Here is a 19,757-nt window from a genome sequence, read left to right as displayed (position 1 = left end):
GGAGGAACGGGGGTGGTTACAGCGTCGCCGAGGCCATCAGCGCGCGGGCATCGTCGGCCAGCAGGTCGAAATAATGCAGCCGCGGCGCGTCGAAGGTGACCATGTAGAGCTTGCCGTCGACGATCGCCGCGCGCGCCTCGCCCTTGCGGGTCAGCCCGTCGGCGTCGGTCACCAGGTAGGCGAAGGTCACGCCGTCGCGGCCGAGGAACTTGCCCGGGGTCGCGCCGCGCAGCTGGAAGTCGCGCGCGTCCTTGCCGGTGCGGTAGGTGCGCTCCAGCAGCTCCGGCACCTCCGCCAGCAGCATGTCCTTGCGGAACTTGGGCAGCGGCTCCTTCTTCTTGCTGCGCTCGCGGATCAGCGGCTCGCCGGGCTCGATCGCGGCGTAGAAGGTGACTTCGTCGAGCTGTTCGCCGTCCAGCGTCCAGGCCTCGGCATGCTTGCCGGGCTTGCCCGACAGCCGGTTCCAGTCGCGCGTCGGCGTGACCGACAGCGTCGACTCCGCGACCGTGACGGCCTTGCCCTTCTCCGCCAGCTTGTGCGCATCGGCGGGGACGGACAGGGTGGCGGCGGCGGCGAGCGCGAGCGCCACGCGCAGGGTGTTGAACTTCATCACTTGGACTCCCCCGGAATCATCATCTTGATCATGCCCGCATCCGCCGCATCGGGGCGCAGGCTGAGATAGGTTTGCAGCGGCACCAGCGCCTCGCTCGCGCGGCCGGTCTTCATCAGCGACAGGCCCAGCCCGCGATGCGCCTCGGCCAGCGTCGGATCGAGCTTGACCGCGTTGGCATAGAACTCGGCGGCGGCGATCAGGTCGCGCGGGTTGCCGCGGGTGCGGTAGAGGTCGCCGCGCTTGCACCACAGCGTCCCCGTCCAGCCCGTCGTCGCCAGGTTCTGGATCAGATAGTCGCTCGCGCCGAAGTCGTTCAGCTTGATCTGATCGTCGAGGAACTGGCCGAGGAACGGTGCCAGCGCCGCACGATAACGGTCGGCACCATCGTCCCGACCCGCACCGTCGGGCGAAGCGAGCGCGGCCAGATAGCCGGCGCGTTCGGCATCGGGCGGGTGGGAATCGGCGAAGGCGATCGCCTTGAAGTTGGGCTTTTTGAGGCCCTTGGCGCTGGCCGAGGCTTCGGCTTCCTCCATCACATGCTGCCACACCGCCGAGGCGGCCTGGGGCTGGAGGTGGCTCTGGTTGAGATAGGCGACGCCCAGCCGATCGGCCTCGCGCTCCTGGTCGCGATCATGGCGATAGATGCCGCCATAGACCGCGAGCTGGACATTCTGATAGCTCGACATTGTCGTATAGGTCGCCGCTGTACCTGCCAGCACCGCCAGCCAGGCCGCCGCGTCCGACCCCGAGCGCCGGGCCCTGAAGCCCGCGAGACTATGCCGCCGCTCGAAATGGCCGAACTCATGGCCGAGCACCATGCCCAGCTCGGCCTCGTTGCGGACGCGCAGGAACAGCCCGCTATACACCCGCATCGTGCCGTTGGGCGACATGCTGGCGTTGAATACGGGGCAGCGCAGGACGTAGATTCGCACCGCGCCGCAGCGATCCTTGCCAACCGTGTCGCACAGCACCGACTTGAGGTAGCCGGTCAGCCGCTCGTCGCGGATGAGCACGTTCGAGGCGGCGAGCTGGCGCTCGTCCTCATCGTCCTCGTGCCAGAGGCCCACCTCATCGACGCCCTTGGGCTGGTACACGCCTGCGTAGGGCGGGAGCAAAGCTGCCTGCTGAGCGGCGGCGGGGCTGGCGAGGAGCAGTCCGATGCCGGCGCCGAGCGCATGCATCCGGCGCCGGCTCATGGCTTCGGGGCCGTAGGAGCGGCCGCCTGCGCAACCGTCTGCGCCTTGAGCGCGGTGCTGCCGGGGAAATCCTCGAGCAGCTGGTGGATGCGCTTCTCCGAACCCTCGGCCTCGCGCACGTCGCCGCCCATTTCCTGGTCGGCATTCAGCCATAGCAAGTCGCCGGTGCGCAGATCGACCAGCCCGGCATAGCCCTGGTGCACGCCCGACTTCACCGAAATGCCGCCGAACGCCGCGAACACCTGCAGCATCTTGCGCCCGGTCGAGCCATAGGCGTCCTTGGTGAACAGGAAGAGGCCGTAATCGGCATCCTTGGCGCCCGGCAGATCGGCGACGCCCTTGCCCAGCGACCAATCGAACACCGCATTCTTGTTGTCGCGCTTCTTGGTCGGCAGGCGGTTGCCGATGAAAAACTGGTACTGGATCACCGCGTCCGAGACGGCGGCGAACAGCTGCATATGCTCCTGCAGTGCCTGCGCGTCCTCTCCATAGGCCTCCGGCGCGACGATCACCGCATTGCCCAGCGAGGCCTGAACCTTGGCCAGCGCCGCCTGGAGATTGGCCTTGGCCTTCTCCGTCCATTCGCCGTTGGGTTCGAACATGCCGCCGGTCGACTGCGCGCCTACGCTGATCGACGGGCGGAATACCAGGATCTTCTTGCCGCTTTTCGCGGGTAATTCGAAACCCTGCTTGGTCGCCGAGCGTTCTTGTGCCTGTGCTGCACCTGCGAAAAGAAAGAGGCCGGCCGCAATCGCGACCGCCTTAGTAAAGCCGTTCATCAAGCCCCCTTTTGTCACGCGCCCCTGCGTGATCGGATCGATTTAATACCGCCAGTTGCGTGGCATCAACTGCATTTCTCGAAGACCGACGTTAAGATGGAGTTATCTATTGGAGGTCGTTTCTGCGCCGAGGCATGACGCTACGGCATGCTCGGGCCGACCAGGCGCTATACGACTGGCTTGCTTGACAGGCTGCCGCCGAGCCGCGAACCGGATCCCATCGCTCCCCCGGAGGTTTCGCGTCCATGCCCGTTTCGCCGACCCCGACTCGCCGCTGGCTGCTGGCCGCGCTCGCCGTCACGCTTGCCGTTCCCGTGCACGCCGCACCGCGCCCCCCGCTGGTGCTCGCTGCCGCCAGCCTGCAGGAATCGATGAACGCCGCTGCCGATGCCTGGGTGCGGCTGGGCCATGCGCGCCCGGTGCTGTCCTTCGCGGCCTCCTCGGCGCTCGCCCGGCAGATTCAATCGGGGGCGCCGGCGGACCTCTTCGTCTCAGCCGACGAGCCGTGGATGGACGCGGTGGACAAGGCGGGCAAGCTAGCCCCCGGCACGCGCGTCGCTTTCCTGGGTAATCGCCTGGTCCTCGCCGGCGCGGCTGCGGACCGACGCACTGTGCCGCTCGACCGCGCCGGGCCGCTGCTCGCCGCACTCGGCCAGGCGCGGCTGGCGATGGCCGATCCCGATGCGGTGCCGGCGGGGCTCTACGGCAAGGCGGCGCTGCAGAAGATCGGCGCCTGGGACCGGCTGGCCCCGCACGTGGTGCGCGCCGAGAATGTCCGCGCGGCACTGGCGCTGGTCGAGCGCGGGGCGGCGCCGTTCGGCATCGTCTATGCCACCGATGCGCGCGCTTCCGCCAAGGTACGGATCGCCGGCATCTTCCCGGCGGCGAGCCATCCGCCGATCCGCTATCCGGTGGCGCGGCTGAGGACCGCGGCGAGCCCCGATGCCGAGCCGTTTCGCCGTTTCCTGATCAGCGCGCGCGGCAAGGCGATCTTCGCGCGCTACGGTTTCACGCCATTATGAGCATGGCTGCGTGCTGAGCGCCGAGGAATGGGGCATCGTCCTGCTCTCGCTCAAGGTGGGGGGCGTGGCGGTGCTGGCGGTGCTGCCTTTGGCCTTCGCGCTGGCTTGGCTGCTCGCGCGCGGGCGCTTCCCCGGCAAACTCCTCCTCGACGCGCTGGTCCATTTGCCGCTGGTGGTGCCGCCGGTGGTGACCGGCTGGATGCTGCTGCTCGCCTTCGCGCCGGCGGGGCCGATCGGCGGGCTGCTCGAACGCTGGTTCGGGGTGACCGTGCTGTTCCGCTGGAGCGGCGCGGCGATCGCGGCCGGGGTGATGGCGCTGCCGCTGATGGTACGCGCGATCCGGCTGTCGCTGGAGGCCGTAGACCAGCGGCTGGAGCAGGCGGCGCGAAGCCTCGGCGCGGGGCCGGTGCGGACCTTCGCCACCGTCACTCTGCCGCTGGCGCTGCCTGGCGTGCTGGCGGGATCGGTGCTTGGCTTCGCGCGCGCGCTGGGCGAGTTCGGCGCGACCATTTCCTTCGTCTCCAACGTGCCCGGCGAGACCGAGACGCTGCCGCTCGCCATCTATTCGGCGCTGCAGGTGCCGGGCGGCGAGGGGCAGGTGCTGCGGCTGGCGGCGGTGTCGATCGTCATCGCCTTTGTCGCGCTGCTGGGCTCCGAGCTGGTCGCGCGGCGGACGGGCAGGGGCACCCATGTCCTTTGACATCGACGTGCGCAGGACGCTGGGCGAGACCGAGATCGCCTGCCGCATCGAGCCCGGTGCCGGGGTAACGGTGCTGTTCGGCCCGTCGGGCGCGGGCAAGTCGAGCGTGCTCAACATGGTCGCCGGGCTGCTGCGCCCCGATGCCGGGCATATCCGGGTGGGCGAGCGCACGCTGTTCGATGCCGCCACCGGCGTGGACCTCAAGCCCGAGGCGCGGCGTGCGGGCTATGTGTTCCAGGAGCCGCGGCTCTTCCCGCACCTGCGTGCGCGGGCCAACCTGCTCTATGGCTGGCGAAAAGGTGCGGCGGTGGACGTGGACCGGGTGATCGGCTTGCTCGGCATCGCGCACCTGCTCGATCGCTGGCCGCGTACGCTGTCGGGCGGCGAGGCCAAGCGGGTGGCGATCGGCCGGGCGCTGCTGACCGACCCAGACTTCTTGCTGCTCGACGAGCCGCTCGCCTCGCTCGACCGCGCCCGGCGGGAGGAGATCCTGGCGCTGCTCGAGCGCCTGCGCGACGGCATCGGCCTGCCGATCCTGCTGGTCACCCACGACCGCGGCGAGGCCGAGCGGCTGGGCGATCGGATCGTGGCGTTCGGAGAGTAGGGGGGACGCTCAGCCGATCGCGTTCATGCGCACGGCGCGGGTCAGCTGGTGGGGGCGGTACGGCTTCGGCAGGAAGACGGCGCCCAGTGCATCGTCCTTGAGGACCGAGGGATCGTCTCCGGAGGAGATGATCACATGCACCAGCGGGTCCGTGGCGCGAATTTCCGCCGCCAGCTGCAAACCGTCGAGCGAGCCGGGCATGTGCAGGTCCGTCAGCAGGACGTCGATATCGTGCTTGGCTGCCAGCGCCAGCGCTTCCGCAGTGCCGGATGCTTCAATAACATGGAAGCCTTCCTCTTTAAGCAGGGAAGACGCCAGTATTCGGATGTAATCCTCATCGTCTACGATAAGGATGGTCGAGGAGAATTCGTGTCCCATCTTCGCTCCCTTAGCAGGTGAGAATGAAATGGAGGTGCGCTCGTTCCACAACCTAAGTTTACTTGACGCGCATTAACCACGTCTTGTCTGGGAATGATGCTGTCGAACGCTCCTAACGCTTAGTTTCTCCAAGACATGGTCTTAGTACCTAATTGTCGAGCCCGCCGGATTTCGGCAGAAGGCCGCTACCGGGACAGTCTTTCAGGCCAGCCGGGTCGCAACGGCGCCGGAGCATCCCCCCACCAGCTCCGCGTGGCACAAGGAAGAGCCCGCCTCCCCCCTCGGCGGGCTCTTCTGGCGATCGCACGGTGGTGAGTTGGATCGCGGCGATGCAGCGTTACTATTTTCACGTGCACGACGGTGACGGCGGGCTCCTCGATCCCGAGGGGACCAACCTCCTCGACGACGACGCGGCGCTGCGGACCGCCATCGGGTTCGTCCGTTCGCTTCTCTGCGAGGATCTGTCCAAGGGCCTTCTCGATTTGCGCGGGCGCATCGACGTGGTGCGGTCGACCGGCGAGCTTCTGCGCTCCGTCCCGTTCGTGGAGTGCGTGCATGTGGTGCCCGACGGCGCTTGAAGGCGGTGCGTGCAGTCTTCTCTCAAGTCGATTCCGATGCGGGTACAGTAGCTTCTGGCAAAATCCTTAGACGCAACTGGCCGTGCATTGGGACGTTGATGTGCTGGAGGCAATTATGACCAGCTCGGAAGAACCCACGGTTCTCGTCGTCGAAGACGAGAACTTTGTGCGCATGATTGCTGCGGACGCACTGGCAGAAAGCGGCTTCCAGGTGCTGGAGGCGCCCGACGCGATGGAGGCGCTCGCGCTTCTCGAGAAGCATGAAGTCGCGGTGGTGTTCACCGACATCAACATGCCCGGGCCGATCGACGGGCTGGAGCTGGCAGACATCGTCACGGTCCGTTTCCCGCGCGTGAAGGTGATCGTCACTTCGGGCAAACAATGGCTGGAGCCGGACCAGCTTCCCGACGACAGTCTTTTCCTGCCCAAACCCTATCGTCCTACCCAGCTTGCCAAGCTCGTCGGGCAGCAAGCCGGCCGCGCCGCGTAGGCGTAGCGGCGGCTGCCATACCGAGAGCGATGTTCTGGAGCGCACCGCGGCGCGTGGTGTGGCGGGAGAACGCTGGCCCGGATGCCGGGCATTGTTCGTGTCAAACGACTGATATTGGTGGCATGCGGCCGCCCTCCCTGCTTACGGCCTCACTTCGCAGCGGCGCTGCCAACGTCATTCCCTGCCGGTCGGGAGGGCTTGTCGCTGTTGATGTAATAGCTCGGCGCGATGTTGCCTTGGATCACGATGGTGGGGTCGTTCACGCGGATCCAGGGCGTCACACCGGCACATGCTGAGATGCGGTTGTTCCGGATGATCGTGCCGCGCGCGCTGCCGATGGTGATCGCGTGCCAGTTGGGGCAGACAAACAGATTGCCGGTGACCTCAATGTTCTCATATCCTCCGACACCGATTTCGTCTCCGAAGAAGACGCCCTGGGGATAGGGATATGTAGCGCTGGTCGTGTTGAAGTCGCCCAAGAACTGATTGTCGACAATCTTTACGTTCTTGCAGCCGCTGGTCTCGCCCGTCGTCCAGCATTGCACCGAGTCGGGATGGTAAGGATCGGTGGTGCGGAACTTGGAAATCTTGTTGCGAGCGATCTGCACGCCGTTGGTGCCGGGGATCTCCACGGCATCGATACCAATCATGCTGATATCGTTGTCACGGATAACGACGTTCTTGCTCTGCCGTACGCGGATGCCGACCGCGATCTCGAACAACCGGGATGTCGACAAAGTGAAGCCGTTGCTCCGCGCGACGCTGATCGCACTACCGTCTTTCTTGACGGCGCCGTCGATAAGGCCGTGGATGTAGACGTTGTCGAACGTGATGTTCGATCCATCGACTACACGCACCATGTAGTCGTCCGCACCAAGGACCGTCGAGATTTCTACTTTGGAGAAGGTGACGTTGACCGAGCGGTTGAGATTAACCCGCGTGAACAGCGCCGGCCGGCTCGGATTGTCGCTGGTGATCGTCACTGCCGCGGTGAACACCCGATCGTTGAGGGTGAGCTGTCCATAATTGCCTGGCGCCAGTTTGATGACGCTGCCACTTTTCGCCTGGGCGATCGCATTGGCCAGTTCGGCCGGCGTGGCGACGGTAAGGACCTGGGCCTGCAGCGCGGCCGCGGGGGCAGGTACGGCGGCAGCGAGATAGGCGAGGAACGCAAACATGGGTCTTCCCTTTGTTCAAAGGCGGATGGGCATGGTGTCGATCGAATGGCCCGTCGTCGTGTCGAGACAGTGTGACATGGGTACAGCTCCAAGTAATCACCGTCGGTGTCACCGACGTCTATGATATCCTTAAGGAAGCCGTTGAGCATGAATCGTGCGGCGGAGCCGGGCTGCCGCCGCGCATCGTGAAGATTGTTTAGGCCTGGGTCAGCTTTACAATGGTCCGGGACTTCGAGCTACGCGCAATTCGATCCGCGGCGCCGCCCGACCGCAACTGCAGCACGTCCTGGCCGCGCCAGCGCTCTACACCCAGGCTTCCTCGCTCATCGCGGCGACGCTCGCCACCGGCAGCGCATAGGACGCGCGGCCCGAGCCCCGCGCTGACGATGCGGCCGCGCCGCCTTCGATGCGGAACTGGGCGGCATGCTCCACCAGCTGCCCGATCTCGGCCATCAGGTTGCGCGCGGCGGCCGAAGTTTCCTCGACCATCGCGGCGTTCTGCTGGGTGGAATTGTCCATCACCCGGATTGTCTCGCTCAATCGCGAGATCGACTCCGACTGGACGCGGTTGTCCGCGGCGACCTGGCCGAGCAGCTTGTGCACCGACTGGGCGTTTTCCGAGATCGAGCTGAACGCGCCGTCGACATCCTCGACCGCGGCAACTGCCGTGCCGATCTCGACCTGGGTGACGGTCAGCTGGTCGCGGGCGCGGCCGGCCTCCTCCTCGGCGCGCATGGCGAGCGCGGAGACGAGGTCGGCGACGACGGCGAAGCCGCGGCCCGCCTCGCCGGCGCGACCGGCCTCGACTGCGGCGTTCATCGCGAGCACCCGGGTCTGAAAGGCGATCTTGTCGAGGCCCTCGATCACCGCGTCGATGCCCTTGGCGCTTTCGGAGACGCGGCTCATCGCGGTCACCGCGTTGCTCACGCGCGAACGGCCGGAGCTGACTGCCTCGATCGTCTGGTCGGCGCGGCCCACCGTCTCGCTGGCGGCGCGGACCGAGGTGCGCAGGCGCTCGTCGATCTGGCTGATCTCGGCCGTGGTCGTCTCCAGGCTCGCGGCATTGGCTTCGGTGCGGCGGGCAAGGTCCTCGGAGGCGGCGGTGATCTCGGTGGAGGCGCGGCGCAGCGATCCGGCGCCGCTGTGCACCGAGCCGATCAGCTCGCGCAGGCTGTCCACCGCACGGTTGAAGTCCTGCTTGAGGCGGGCGAAGGGGCCGCTCAGATCGGCATCGACACGGGCGGTGAGGTCGCCGCCCGCCAGCCTCTGCAGCCCCGAGCCGACGGTTTCGACGATCAGTTCGGTGGTCGACTGCTTCTCGGCGTTGGCGGCTTCCACCTGCTGGTTGAAGCGCGCGATGGCGCGGGCGAGGGCGCCCAGCTCGTCCTGGCGATCGGTTTCGGGAACAGGCATGCCCGGCTCCGCGACCAGCTGCTCCACCGTGTCCGAAAGGCTGATCAGCGGAACGACCAAGCGGCGGCGGGCGAGACCCGCGCCGTACAGCGCGCCGGCGATCGCGGCGGCCAGCGTGGCGACCAGCAGGCCGGTGGTGATCCAGCCAAGCGTCGCGCCGGCGCGCGCGGTGCCGTCGGAATAGCGCTCAATCGCGTCCGACGCGGCGGCCATGGATTCCTCGAGGACCGAGAATTGCTGGAAGAAGCCGGGCAGCTGGCGCTTGGCCGCGGCAGGGTTGCTGGCGACGGCATCGGCGATCTGCTGGGCGGCGTTGGCATAGGCGACCATCGGATCACCGACCTTCGCGGCGGCGGCCTCGATCGCGGCGTCGCCCTTGAACGCCACATCCTCGGCGATCCGCTTGCGCAGCGTGCCGAGATGCTCGTCGAGGTCCTTGCGCGCATCCTCCAGCTTGATGCCGATGCCAGGCTCGCGCGAGGCGAGGATGGCCAGCACGTCGCTGCGCACCGCATCGTGCATCATGTCCGCTTCCATATGGTTGCGGAGCAGCGCCGAGGCGGTCGCCTGTTTGTCGAGCGCCCTGCTCAGCATCCAGGACGATACGATCCCGGTACCACCGCACAGCAGGAAAAGCAGGATGATAGCGATCGTTAGCTTACGTGTTGAATACGCGATCGACTGCACGACTTCGCTCCAAGCTTGTGACGCGTCCGCAATGAGAAGCATCCTCTCCAGAAAAATTATAGACAAGATTCCGTAAAGCAGAGTCGTTCATCCTAAAACGCTGGTCGAGGGGTGACGGGATGCTTGGTGATGAAGTGCTTTCTGTTTGCCCTTGTTCTGGGTTGTACGGCGCCGACCTACGTATTTGCCCAGAGGGCGGTAGACGTGCACTTGGTGGAGACGATCGATATCGCCAGCGTGGCGCGCGGCGGCGACCGTGACCGGACCTTTGTGCTCGACGATACCGACCTCACCGCGGACGCCGATCTGGCGCGGCTGGTCGGCTGGCAAGGCGCCAAGGCGCATGTGCATGTGATGAGCACGATGGGCGGGCGCCCGAACGATGTGGCGGCCACGCTGCAGGGCGTCGACAATATCGAGGTGGCGAGCCACCATCTTCGGCTGTTCGAAGCCTGGGTGGAGCAGCGTATCGGCCGCCACACCACGCTGCGCACCGGTGCCTATGATCTCAACAGCGAGTTCTACGCCAATGGGTCGGCGGGGCTGCTGATCTCACCGTCGTTCGGCGCCGGGTCCGAACTCGCCGCCTCGGGACCGAATGGACCGTCGATCTTCCCGTCCACCGCGCTGACGGTGCGGGTGGAGCATCGCTTCGATCATCTCGGCTATGTGCGCGCGGCGGTGCTCAACGCAGCGGCGGGCTGTCTGGGCGATCCGCATGGCATCGACTTCAGCTTCCGCCACGGACTTCTGCTGGCCGGCGAGGCCGGGGTCGAGCGGCCGGGTCTCAAGATCGCCGGCGGCTACTGGCACTACACCAAGCGGCATAACGACTACACCCAGGTCAATGTGGACGGCGTCCCGCTCCAGCGTGTCGACCATGGCGGCTATGCCATTATCGAGCTGCAGCTGGTGGGCGGGGAGGGCAAGCGATCGCTCACCGCGTTCGGCCGTGCGGGGGTGTCGGGCGGGGCTGCCACGCCCTTCCAGGGGGGCTGGCAGGCCGGGTTCCTGATCGAGCGGCTCGTCGCCCGCCGGCCGGACTCCCAGGCATCGTTCGGGATGAGCCGCGGCGTGACCACCCCGGGGTATCGGGCGATGCTGCTCGACGAAGGTACGCGGCCCTCGCGTGCCGAAACCACCTTCGAGCTGACCTATTCGGACCGTCTCGCCAAATGGCTGACCGTCCAGCCGGACCTTCAGTTCATCGCCGATCGCGGCGGCGTGGAGAAGGCGCGCGGGGTGGTGGTCGGCATGCTGCGGTTGACGATCGCGATCTGATCGCACGCGGCCTTCCTGCAACGAAAAAGCCGCCGCCCGGCATTCCGGACGGCGGCTCTGTTCGTGTCACGTTCGGTCAGGCTGGGAGCCCCCGAACGGGGCGGATCATTCCGCCTCGTTCAGATACTCGCCGGCATCCGCATCGGTGCCGTGGCCCGAGGGGGTCACCGACGCGAGGGGATCATCCCCGGTGCCGCCTGCGTCGCGCGTGCTGCGGGCCAGTTCGGCCGCATGCTCTTCCGCCGCGCTCGCCGGAGCGATGAGCGAGGCTTCCTGCATCTTGCGCTGGGCGACGCGCAGCGCCGCATCGCGCGAGGTTGCAGCGACGCGCAGGCGACCCATGCCCGCGCCGGTACCGGCGGGGATCAGGCGGCCGACGATCACATTCTCCTTCAGGCCGAGCAGCGTGTCCTTCTTGCCCTGCACCGCGGCTTCGGTGAGCACGCGGGTGGTCTCCTGGAACGACGCGGCCGAGATGAAGCTGCGGGTCTGCAGCGACGCCTTGGTGATGCCGAGCAGGATCGGCTTGCCCTGCGCGGGCTGCTGGCCCGGCTGGAGCTTCTCGTTATGCTCGTCCATCTCGTCGCGATCGACCTGTTCGCCCGCCAGCAGCGTGGTGTCGCCGCCATCGGTGATCTCGACCTTCTGCAGCATCTGGCGAACGATCACCTCGATGTGCTTGTCGTTGATCTTCACGCCCTGCAGTCGATAGACTTCCTGGATTTCGCTGACCAGATATTCGGCCAGCGGCTCGATGCCGAGCACTTCCAGAATGTCGTGCGGATCCGGCGAACCGCCGATCAGGTTGTCGCCACGCTTGACGTAGTCGCCTTCCTGAACGTCGATCACCTTCGACTTCGGGACCAGATACTCCACGACCTCGCCGCCGTCCTCCGGCTGGATACCGATCTTGCGCTTGGCCTTGTAGTCCTTGCCGAACACCACGCGGCCCGAGACCTTCGCGATGATGGCATTTTCCTTGGGCTTGCGCGCTTCGAACAGCTCGGCGACGCGCGGCAGACCACCGGTGATGTCGCGGGTCTTGGCGGACTCGCGCGCCACACGGGCCAGAACGTCACCGCCCTGCACCGTGGCACCGTCCTCGACCGAGATCACCGCGCCCGGCGCCAGCATGTAGCGGGCGGCTTCGGCGGCATTCTCGCCGGTGAGGGTCATGCGAGGACGCAGGTCCTCCTTCTTGCCCGCACCGCGGAATTCGGTGACGACGCGCTGGGCGATGCCCGTCGCTTCGTCGACCTGCTCCGTCATGGTCTTGCCTTCGATGATGTCCTGATACTTCACGACACCACCGGTTTCGGTGATCACCGGCATGGTGAACGGATCCCATTCGGCCATGCGATCGCCGGCGCTGACCAGATGGCCGTCGTCGAACATCACATAGGCGCCGTACGGGATCTTGTGCACGGCCAGCTCGCGGCCATCCATGTCCATGATCGCGATCTCGCCCGAGCGGCTGAGCACCACGCGACGGCCGCGCTGATCCTCGATCAGACGCAGGTCGCGGAACTCGGCCTTGCCGTCCACGGGGGCTTCGAGGTTCGACTGCTCGTTGAGCTGCGCCGCACCGCCGATGTGGAAGGTACGCATGGTCAGCTGCGTGCCCGGCTCACCGATCGACTGCGCCGCGATGACGCCCACCGCTTCGCCGATGTTCACCGGGGTACCGCGGGCGAGGTCACGCCCGTAGCACTTGGCGCACACGCCGAGCTTGGCTTCGCAGACCAGCGGCGAACGGATCTTCACCGCAGGCGTGCTGAGCGCTTCGATCTGCGCGATCATCGGCTCGTCCAGCAGGGTGCCGACCGGGATCACGACCTGGTTGGTCTTCGGATCGACGATGTCCTCGGCCGTGGTGCGGCCCAGGATGCGCTCGCCGAGCGAGGCGATCACCGAACCGCCCTGCACGATCGCCTTCATCTCCAGCGCGCGCTCGGTGCCGCAATCGTCCTCGAGGACGACGCAGTCCTGCGACACGTCGACCAGACGACGGGTGAGGTAGCCCGAGTTCGCCGTCTTCAACGCGGTGTCCGCGAGGCCCTTACGGGCGCCGTGGGTCGAGTTGAAGTATTCAAGAACGGTCAGACCTTCCTTGAAGTTCGAGATGATCGGCGTTTCGATGATCTCGCCCGACGGCTTGGCCATCAGGCCGCGCATGCCGGCCAGCTGCTTGATCTGCGCCGCCGAACCACGGGCACCCGAGTGCGCCATGATGTAGATGGCGTTGTCGGGCTTCTGACGGCCGGTCTCGGGGTCCTTCTTGACCGCCTTGATCTCGTCCATCATCGCCGCGGCCACCTGGTCACCGCAACGGCTCCAGGCGTCGATCACCTTGTTGTACTTCTCCTGCTGCGTGATCAGGCCGTCCTGATACTGCTGCTCGAAGTCCTTCACCAAGGCCTTGGTCTCGTCGACCAGACCCACCTTGGCTTCCGGAATGATCATGTCGTCCTTGCCGAACGAGATGCCGGCCTTGAACGCGTGGCGGAAGCCCAGCGACATGATCGCGTCGGCGAACAGCACGGTCTCCTTCTGGCCGGTGTGACGATAGACCTCGTCGATCACGTCGCCCACGTCCTTCTTGGTGAGCAGGCGGTTGACGACGTCGAACGGCACCTTGTGGCTGTGCGGCAGGCACTCGCCGAGCAGCATGCGGCCCGGGGTGGTCTGGTAGCGCTTGAGGTACTGCTTGCCGTCCTCGTCCGTCTGCGGGACGCGGCTGGTGATCTTGGTGTGCAGCGTGACCGCGCCGGCGTTGAGGGCCTGGTGGACCTCCGCCATGTCGGCCAGCAGCATGCCTTCGCCCGGCTCGCCTTCCTTCTCCATGGTGATGTAATAGAGACCCAGCACCATGTCCTGCGACGGCACGATGATCGGCTTGCCGTTCGCGGGGGACAGGATGTTGTTGGTCGACATCATCAGGACGCGCGCTTCCAGCTGGGCCTCGAGGCTCAGCGGAACGTGGACGGCCATCTGGTCACCGTCGAAGTCGGCGTTGAAGGCCGAGCAGACCAGCGGGTGGAGCTGGATCGCCTTGCCTTCGATCAGCACCGGCTCGAACGCCTGGATGCCCAGACGGTGGAGCGTCGGCGCACGGTTCAGCAGAACCGGGTGCTCGCGGATCACCTCGTCCAGGATGTCCCAGACTTCCTTGCGCTCCTTCTCGACCCACTTCTTCGCCTGCTTCAGGGTCATGGACAGACCCTTGGCATCGAGACGGGCGTAGATGAACGGCTTGAACAGCTCGAGCGCCATCTTCTTCGGCAGGCCGCACTGGTGCAGCTTGAGCTCCGGACCGGTCACGATGACCGAACGGCCCGAATAGTCGACGCGCTTGCCGAGCAGGTTCTGACGGAAGCGGCCCTGCTTGCCCTTGAGCATGTCGGACAGCGACTTGAGCGGACGCTTGTTCGCACCGGTGATGGTGCGGCCGCGGCGGCCGTTGTCGAACAGTGCGTCGACGGCTTCCTGCAGCATGCGCTTTTCGTTGCGGACGATGATGTCCGGCGCGCGCAGCTCCATCAGGCGCTTGAGGCGGTTGTTGCGGTTGATCACGCGGCGATACAGATCGTTCAGATCCGAGGTCGCGAAGCGGCCGCCGTCCAGCGGCACCAGCGGGCGCAGCTCGGGCGGGATCACCGGCACGACGTCGAGGATCATCCATTCCGGGCGGTTGCCGGAATCGATGAAGCTCTCGACGACCTTGAGGCGCTTGATGATCTTCTTGGGCTTCAGCTCCGACTTGGTCGTCGCCAGCTCTTCCAGAAGCTCCTTGCGCTCGCCCTCGAGGTCGAGATCCATGAGCATGATCTTGACCGCTTCCGCGCCGATGCCGGCAGAGAAGGCGTCTTCGCCATATTCATCCTGCGCGTCGAGCAGTTCGTCCTCGGTGAGGAGCTGGAACTTCTCGAGCGGGGTGAGGCCCGGCTCGGTGACGATGTAGCTCTCGAAGTACAGCACGCGCTCGAGCTGCTTGAGCTGCATGTCGAGCAGCAGGCCGATGCGGCTCGGCAGCGACTTCAGGAACCAGATGTGCGCGACAGGGGCGGCCAGTTCGATATGGCCCATGCGCTCGCGGCGGACCTTCGAGACGGTCACTTCCACGCCGCACTTTTCGCAGACGATGCCCTTGTACTTCATGCGCTTGTACTTGCCGCACAGGCATTCGTAGTCCTTGATCGGACCGAAGATGCGCGCGCAGAACAGGCCGTCACGCTCGGGCTTGAACGTGCGATAGTTGATCGTCTCGGGCTTCTTGATCTCGCCGAACGACCAGCTGCGGATACGGTCCGGCGACGCGATCCCGATCTGGATCTGGTCGAAGGTTTCCGGCTTGGCGAGCGGGTTCGCGAAGTTGGTAAGTTCGTTCATCGTATCTGGTCCTTCAACTCCCCTCCCGCGAGCGGGAGGGGAAGGGGCCCAGGCCGCAGGCCTGGGAAGGGGTGGGCACCCGGTTTCAACCGATCACTCCGCTACAGGCCGGGAGCCCACCCCCCGGCCCCCTCCCGCACGCGGGAGGGGGAGTGCATTCTCTTATTCAGCCGCCTCGGCCAGACCGTCGTCTTCTTCCTGGCTCTTCAGCTCGACGTTCAGGCCCAGCGAGCGCATTTCCTTGACGAGCACGTTGAAGCTCTCCGGAATGCCGGCCTCGAAGGTGTCGTCGCCCTTGACGATCGCTTCGTAGACCTTGGTGCGGCCGACCACGTCGTCCGACTTCACCGTCAGCATTTCCTGGAGCGTATACGCCGCGCCATAGGCCTGGAGCGCCCACACTTCCATTTCACCGAAGCGCTGCCCACCGAACTGCGCCTTACCGCCCAGCGGCTGCTGGGTGACGAGGCTGTACGGCCCGATCGAACGCGCGTGGATCTTGTCGTCGACCAGGTGGTGCAGCTTGAGCACATACTTGTACCCAACCGTCACCTTGCGGTCGAACGCATCGCCCGTGCGGCCGTCGAACAGCGTCACCTGGCCGGACTCATCGAGGCCCGCCATGCGCAGCATCGCCGAAACGTCGGCTTCCACCGCGCCGTCGAACACCGGGGTTGCCATCGGCACGCCCGAGCGGACGTTCTGTGCCAGATCGACCAGCTGTTCGGTCGTGCGCTGGTTCAGCTCGTCCTTGTAGTTGTCGCCATAGACGGTGGTGAGCAGCTCCTTGACCGCTTCCGGCGGTTCGCCGGCCTGCGGGTTCGGGTTGGCTGCACGCCATGCATCGAGCGCGTCGCCGATCTTCCGGCCCAGGCCGCGCGCGGCCCAGCCCAGATGGGTCTCGAAGATCTGCCCGACGTTCATGCGCGACGGCACGCCCAGCGGGTTGAGCACGAAGTCGACCGGCGTACCGTCCTCGAGGAACGGCATGTCTTCCTGCGGCAGGATGCGGCTGATGATGCCCTTGTTGCCGTGGCGGCCGGCCATCTTGTCGCCCGGCTGCAGCTTGCGCTTCACCGCCACGAACACCTTGACCATCTTCAGCACGCCCGGCGGCAGCTCGTCGCCCCGCTCCAGCTTCTCGCGGCGGTCTTCGAACTTGTCCTTGATGCGCTTCACGGCCTCGTCATACTGGCCCTTCACCGCTTCCAGGTTGCCCTGCATGGTGTCGTCCTGCACCGCGAACTTCCACCACTCGTGGCGGTCGACGCTGTCGAGCAGGTCTTCGTCAATGGTGACGCCCTTCTTCAGGCCCTTCGGCGCTGCGGTGGCGACCTGACCCAGCAGCATCTCGCGCAGACGCGACCAGGTCGCGCGGTTGAGGATGTTGCGTTCGTCGTCGGCGTCCTTGCGCAGGCGCTCGATTTCCTCGCGCTCGATCGCCAGGGCGCGCTCGTCCTTGTCGATGCCGTGACGGTTGAACACGCGGACGTCGACGATCGTGCCGGCCACGCCCGGGGGCAGACGCAGCGAGGTGTCGCGCACGTCGCTGGCCTTTTCGCCGAAGATGGCGCGGAGGAGCTTCTCTTCCGGCGTCATCGGGCTTTCGCCCTTCGGGGTGATCTTGCCGACCAGGATGTCGCCCGGCTCGACCTCGGCACCGACATACACGATGCCGGCTTCGTCGAGGTTACGCAGAGCTTCTTCACCCACGTTCGGGATGTCTCGCGTAATGTCTTCCGGCCCGAGCTTGGTGTCGCGCGCCATCACTTCGAACTCATCGATGTGGATCGACGTGAACACGTCGTCCTTCACGATGCGCTCGTTGATCAGGATCGAGTCCTCGTAGTTGTAGCCGTTCCACGGCATGAACGCGACGAGCACGTTGCGGCCCAGCGCCAGCTCGCCGAACTCGGTCGACGGGCCGTCGGCGATCACGTCGCCGGCCTGCACCATGTCGCCCACCTTCACCAGCGGACGCTGGTTGATGCAGGTCGACTGGTTCGAGCGCTGGAACTTCATCAGCGTGTAGATGTCGACGCCGCTCTCGCTGGCATCGACGTCACCCGTCGCGCGGACCACGATACGGGTCGCGTCGACCTGGTCGACCACGCCCGAACGCTTGGCGGCGATCGCGGCGCCGGAATCCCGGGCCACGGTCGATTCCATGCCGGTGCCGACGAAGGGCGCTTCCGCCTTCACCAGCGGCACGGCCTGGCGCTGCATGTTCGAGCCCATGAGCGCGCGGTTCGCGTCGTCCTTCTCGAGGAAGGGGATCAGCGAGGCAGCGACCGAGACGAGCTGCTTCGGCGACACGTCCATCAGCGTCACCTGATCGCGCAGCGCCATCAGGAATTCGCCGGCCTGGCGGGCCGAGACGAGATCGTCGACGAAGCCGCCATTCTCGTCGAGCTCGGCCGATGCCTGCGCGATCGTGTGCTTCTGCTCTTCCATCGCCGACAGATAGACGACCTCGTTGGTCACCTTGCCGTCGATGATCTTGCGGTACGGCGTCTCGATGAAGCCGTACTTGTTGACGCGGCTGAACGTCGCGAGCGAGTTGATCAGACCGATGTTCGGGCCTTCCGGCGTTTCGATCGGGCAGATACGGCCATAGTGGGTCGGGTGAACGTCGCGGACTTCGAAGCCTGCGCGCTCACGGGTGAGACCGCCCGGCCCGAGCGCCGAGACGCGACGCTTGTGCGTCACTTCGGAGAGCGGGTTGGTCTGGTCCATGAACTGCGACAGCTGCGACGAACCGAAGAACTCGCGCACCGCGGCAACCGCGGGCTTCGCGTTGATCAGGTCGTTCGGCATCACCGTCGACACGTCGACCGACGACATGCGCTCCTTCACGGCGCGCTCCATGCGGAGCAGGCCGACGCGGTACTGGTTCTCGAGCAGCTCGCCCACCGAACGCACGCGGCGATTGCCGAGATTGTCGATGTCGTCGACTTCGCCCTTGCCGTCCTTGAGGTTCACGAGCGTCTTGACGACCTCGAGAATGTCCTCGGTGCGCAGCGTGGTCACGGTGTCCGGGGTGTCGAGGCCCAGACGCATGTTGAGCTTCACGCGGCCCACGGCCGAGAGGTCGTAGCGCTCCGGATCGAAGAACAGGCCGGCGAACAGCGATTCCGCGGTCTCGAGCGTCGGCGGCTCGCCGGGGCGCATGACGCGGTAGATGTCGGACAGCGCCTGCTGGCGCTCTTCGGCCTTGTCGACCTTGAGCGTGTTGCGGATCCACGGACCGGTGGCGATGTGATCGATGTCGAGCAGCTCGATCCGGTCGATGCCGGCCTTGTCGAGCTTTTCGAGATTCTCGGCCGAGACTTCGTCGCCGGCTTCGATGTAGATCTCGCCGGTCGCCTCGTTGATCAGGTCATAGGCGCTGTAGCGGCCGAAGATTTCCTCGGTCGGGATCAGCAGCGTCTCGAGACCGTCCTTCGCCGCCTTGTTGGCTGCGCGCGGGCTGATCTTCTGGCCGGCCGGGAACACGACCTCGCCCGACTTGGCGTCGACGATGTCGAACATCGGCTTCGAACCGCGCCAGTTTTCCACCTGGAAGGGGATCTGCCAGCCGTTCGGACCGCGCAGGAAGGTGACGCGGTTGTAGAAATAGTTGAGGATCTCTTCCGACGTCAGACCCAGCGCGTACAGCAGGCTGGTGACCGGCAGCTTGCGCTTGCGGTCGATACGGACGTTGACGATGTCCTTGGCGTCGAACTCGAAGTCCAGCCACGAACCGCGATACGGGATCACGCGCGCGGCGAAGAGATACTTGCCCGAAGCGTGGGTCTTGCCGCGGTCATGGTCGAACAGCACGCCCGGCGAACGGTGCATCTGGCTGACGATGACGCGCTCGGTGCCGTTGATGAAGAACGTGCCGTTCTCGGTCATGAGCGGCATGTCGCCCATGTACACGTCCTGCTCCTTGATATCGAGCACCGACCGGGCTTCCGTATCGGGATCGACCTCGAACACGATGAGGCGCAGCGTCACGCGCATCGGCGCCGCATAGGTGATGCCGCGCTGGCGGCACTCGTCCACGTCGAACTTCGGATCCTCGAGCTCGTAGGTCACGAAGTCGAGCTCGGCGGTGCCGGCGAAGTCGCGGATCGGGAACACGCTGCGGAGCGTCTTCTCGAGGCCGGAGACATAGCCGATCGAGGGGTCCGACCGCAGGAACTGTTCGTAGGATTCGCGCTGAACCTCGATCAGGTTCGGCATCTGCACCACTTCGTGGATGTCGCCGAACACCTTGCGGATGCGGCGCTTCAGCGTGCCGCCCTCGATTGCCTTGGTAGCCATAGGTGTGTGTTGCCTCGTCAGCCGTAAACTCGGTGCCCCTGTCCGGGAGCCAGGACGTGCAAATCGACGCCGAAAGGCCGCGCGACCCCCGATGCTCGGGATTCGGCAGCTCTACAGGCGTCTGACAAGCCGTTCCGATCC

The 19,757-nt window shown here is 65.9% G+C and carries 14 protein-coding genes; 6 read left to right on the top strand and 8 right to left on the bottom strand.

Annotation, left to right across the window (positions count from 1 at the left end):
* Positions 1-16: 16 nt before the first annotated feature.
* Genes ABIC35_RS01280 through ABIC35_RS01270 form a run of 3 tightly spaced genes read right to left on the bottom strand, consistent with a single transcriptional unit; the run spans position 17 to position 2,588 of the window.
* Positions 17-610: a hypothetical protein gene (locus ABIC35_RS01280; protein ID WP_121078451.1), complete on the bottom strand. Its 594-nt coding sequence runs from the start codon at positions 608-610 to the stop codon at positions 17-19.
* Positions 610-1,809, bottom strand: a complete 1,200-nt coding sequence (locus ABIC35_RS01275; RefSeq protein ID WP_354278173.1) for a M48 family metalloprotease — start codon at positions 1,807-1,809, stop codon at positions 610-612. The genes ABIC35_RS01280 and ABIC35_RS01275 overlap by 1 nt, the downstream gene beginning before the upstream one ends.
* Positions 1,806-2,588, bottom strand: coding sequence for a hypothetical protein (locus ABIC35_RS01270; RefSeq protein WP_121078449.1), 783 nt, complete (start codon positions 2,586-2,588; stop codon positions 1,806-1,808). Before ABIC35_RS01270 ends, ABIC35_RS01275 begins: the two co-directional genes overlap by 4 nt.
* Before the next feature lie 245 nt (positions 2,589-2,833).
* Here ABIC35_RS01270 and modA point away from each other — a divergent pair, with 245 nt between their 5' ends.
* Genes modA through ABIC35_RS01255 form a run of 3 tightly spaced genes read left to right on the top strand, consistent with a single transcriptional unit; the run spans position 2,834 to position 4,914 of the window.
* Positions 2,834-3,610: a molybdate ABC transporter substrate-binding protein gene (gene modA / locus ABIC35_RS01265; protein WP_121078447.1), complete on the top strand. Its 777-nt coding sequence runs from the start codon at positions 2,834-2,836 to the stop codon at positions 3,608-3,610.
* Between the two features lie 10 nt (positions 3,611-3,620).
* A complete protein-coding gene (modB, locus tag ABIC35_RS01260) occupies positions 3,621-4,310 on the top strand; it encodes a molybdate ABC transporter permease subunit (protein ID WP_121078445.1) in 690 nt (229 codons plus the stop codon).
* On the top strand, positions 4,300-4,914 hold the full coding sequence (locus tag ABIC35_RS01255; protein WP_121078443.1) for an ATP-binding cassette domain-containing protein: 615 nt from the start codon (positions 4,300-4,302) through the stop codon (positions 4,912-4,914). Before modB ends, ABIC35_RS01255 begins: the two co-directional genes overlap by 11 nt.
* A 9-nt stretch (positions 4,915-4,923) precedes the next feature.
* Here the strand turns inward: ABIC35_RS01255 and ABIC35_RS01250 are convergent, their stop codons facing one another.
* Positions 4,924-5,292, bottom strand: coding sequence for a response regulator (locus ABIC35_RS01250; RefSeq protein WP_121078441.1), 369 nt, complete (start codon positions 5,290-5,292; stop codon positions 4,924-4,926).
* A 329-nt stretch (positions 5,293-5,621) separates the two neighbouring features.
* Between ABIC35_RS01250 and ABIC35_RS01245 the strand changes: the two genes are divergently transcribed.
* On the top strand, positions 5,622-5,870 hold the full coding sequence (locus ABIC35_RS01245) for a DUF6894 family protein (protein WP_183049439.1): 249 nt from the start codon (positions 5,622-5,624) through the stop codon (positions 5,868-5,870).
* Between the two features lie 115 nt (positions 5,871-5,985).
* On the top strand, positions 5,986-6,360 hold the full coding sequence (locus ABIC35_RS01240; protein WP_121078438.1) for a response regulator: 375 nt from the start codon (positions 5,986-5,988) through the stop codon (positions 6,358-6,360).
* Positions 6,361-6,509: 149 nt separating this feature from the next.
* Here ABIC35_RS01240 and ABIC35_RS01235 read toward each other — a convergent pair whose 3' ends face one another.
* Together ABIC35_RS01235 and ABIC35_RS01230 are read right to left on the bottom strand one after the other, a co-directional pair.
* Entirely contained in the window at positions 6,510-7,538 is a 1,029-nt protein-coding gene (locus ABIC35_RS01235; RefSeq protein WP_121078436.1) for a right-handed parallel beta-helix repeat-containing protein, read from the bottom strand.
* Between the two features lie 303 nt (positions 7,539-7,841).
* A complete protein-coding gene (locus ABIC35_RS01230) occupies positions 7,842-9,638 on the bottom strand; it encodes a methyl-accepting chemotaxis protein (protein ID WP_354278172.1) in 1,797 nt (598 codons plus the stop codon).
* A gap of 204 nt (positions 9,639-9,842) precedes the next feature.
* Between ABIC35_RS01230 and ABIC35_RS01225 the strand changes: the two genes are divergently transcribed.
* Positions 9,843-10,919, top strand: coding sequence for a carbohydrate porin (locus ABIC35_RS01225; protein WP_121078434.1), 1,077 nt, complete (start codon positions 9,843-9,845; stop codon positions 10,917-10,919).
* 105 nt (positions 10,920-11,024) lie between these two features.
* On the opposite strand, the gene rpoC is transcribed toward ABIC35_RS01225, so the two are convergent.
* The gene (gene rpoC / locus ABIC35_RS01220) at positions 11,025-15,308 is read right to left on the bottom strand and encodes a DNA-directed RNA polymerase subunit beta' (protein ID WP_121078432.1); all 4,284 of its coding nucleotides are present in this window, start codon (positions 15,306-15,308) and stop codon (positions 11,025-11,027) included.
* Positions 15,309-15,470: 162 nt separating this feature from the next.
* Positions 15,471-19,616, bottom strand: coding sequence for a DNA-directed RNA polymerase subunit beta (gene rpoB, locus ABIC35_RS01215; protein WP_121078430.1), 4,146 nt, complete (start codon positions 19,614-19,616; stop codon positions 15,471-15,473).
* Positions 19,617-19,757 lie beyond the last annotated feature (141 nt).

This window comes from Sphingomonas trueperi (assembly GCF_040545965.1).
GTDB classification, from domain to species: Bacteria; Pseudomonadota; Alphaproteobacteria; order Sphingomonadales; family Sphingomonadaceae; genus Sphingomonas; species Sphingomonas trueperi_C.
This window is presented reverse-complemented; position numbering and strand designations above follow the sequence as displayed.

Excerpts from the sequence above, each read along its gene's own strand:
- ABIC35_RS01250 (WP_121078441.1), bottom strand. The coding sequence starts at position 5,292 with ATGGGACACGAATTCTCCTCGACCATCCTTATCGTAGACGATGAGGAT.
- ABIC35_RS01275 (WP_354278173.1), bottom strand. The coding sequence starts at position 1,809 with ATGAGCCGGCGCCGGATGCATGCGCTCGGCGCCGGCATCGGACTGCTC.
- modA (WP_121078447.1), top strand. The coding sequence starts at position 2,834 with ATGCCCGTTTCGCCGACCCCGACTCGCCGCTGGCTGCTGGCCGCGCTC.
- ABIC35_RS01235 (WP_121078436.1), bottom strand. The coding sequence starts at position 7,538 with ATGTTTGCGTTCCTCGCCTATCTCGCTGCCGCCGTACCTGCCCCCGCG.
- ABIC35_RS01245 (WP_183049439.1), top strand. The coding sequence starts at position 5,622 with ATGCAGCGTTACTATTTTCACGTGCACGACGGTGACGGCGGGCTCCTC.
- rpoC (WP_121078432.1), bottom strand. The coding sequence starts at position 15,308 with ATGAACGAACTTACCAACTTCGCGAACCCGCTCGCCAAGCCGGAAACC.
- rpoB (WP_121078430.1), bottom strand. The coding sequence starts at position 19,616 with ATGGCTACCAAGGCAATCGAGGGCGGCACGCTGAAGCGCCGCATCCGC.
- ABIC35_RS01270 (WP_121078449.1), bottom strand. The coding sequence starts at position 2,588 with ATGAACGGCTTTACTAAGGCGGTCGCGATTGCGGCCGGCCTCTTTCTT.
- ABIC35_RS01280 (WP_121078451.1), bottom strand. The coding sequence starts at position 610 with ATGAAGTTCAACACCCTGCGCGTGGCGCTCGCGCTCGCCGCCGCCGCC.
- ABIC35_RS01240 (WP_121078438.1), top strand. The coding sequence starts at position 5,986 with ATGACCAGCTCGGAAGAACCCACGGTTCTCGTCGTCGAAGACGAGAAC.
- ABIC35_RS01255 (WP_121078443.1), top strand. The coding sequence starts at position 4,300 with ATGTCCTTTGACATCGACGTGCGCAGGACGCTGGGCGAGACCGAGATC.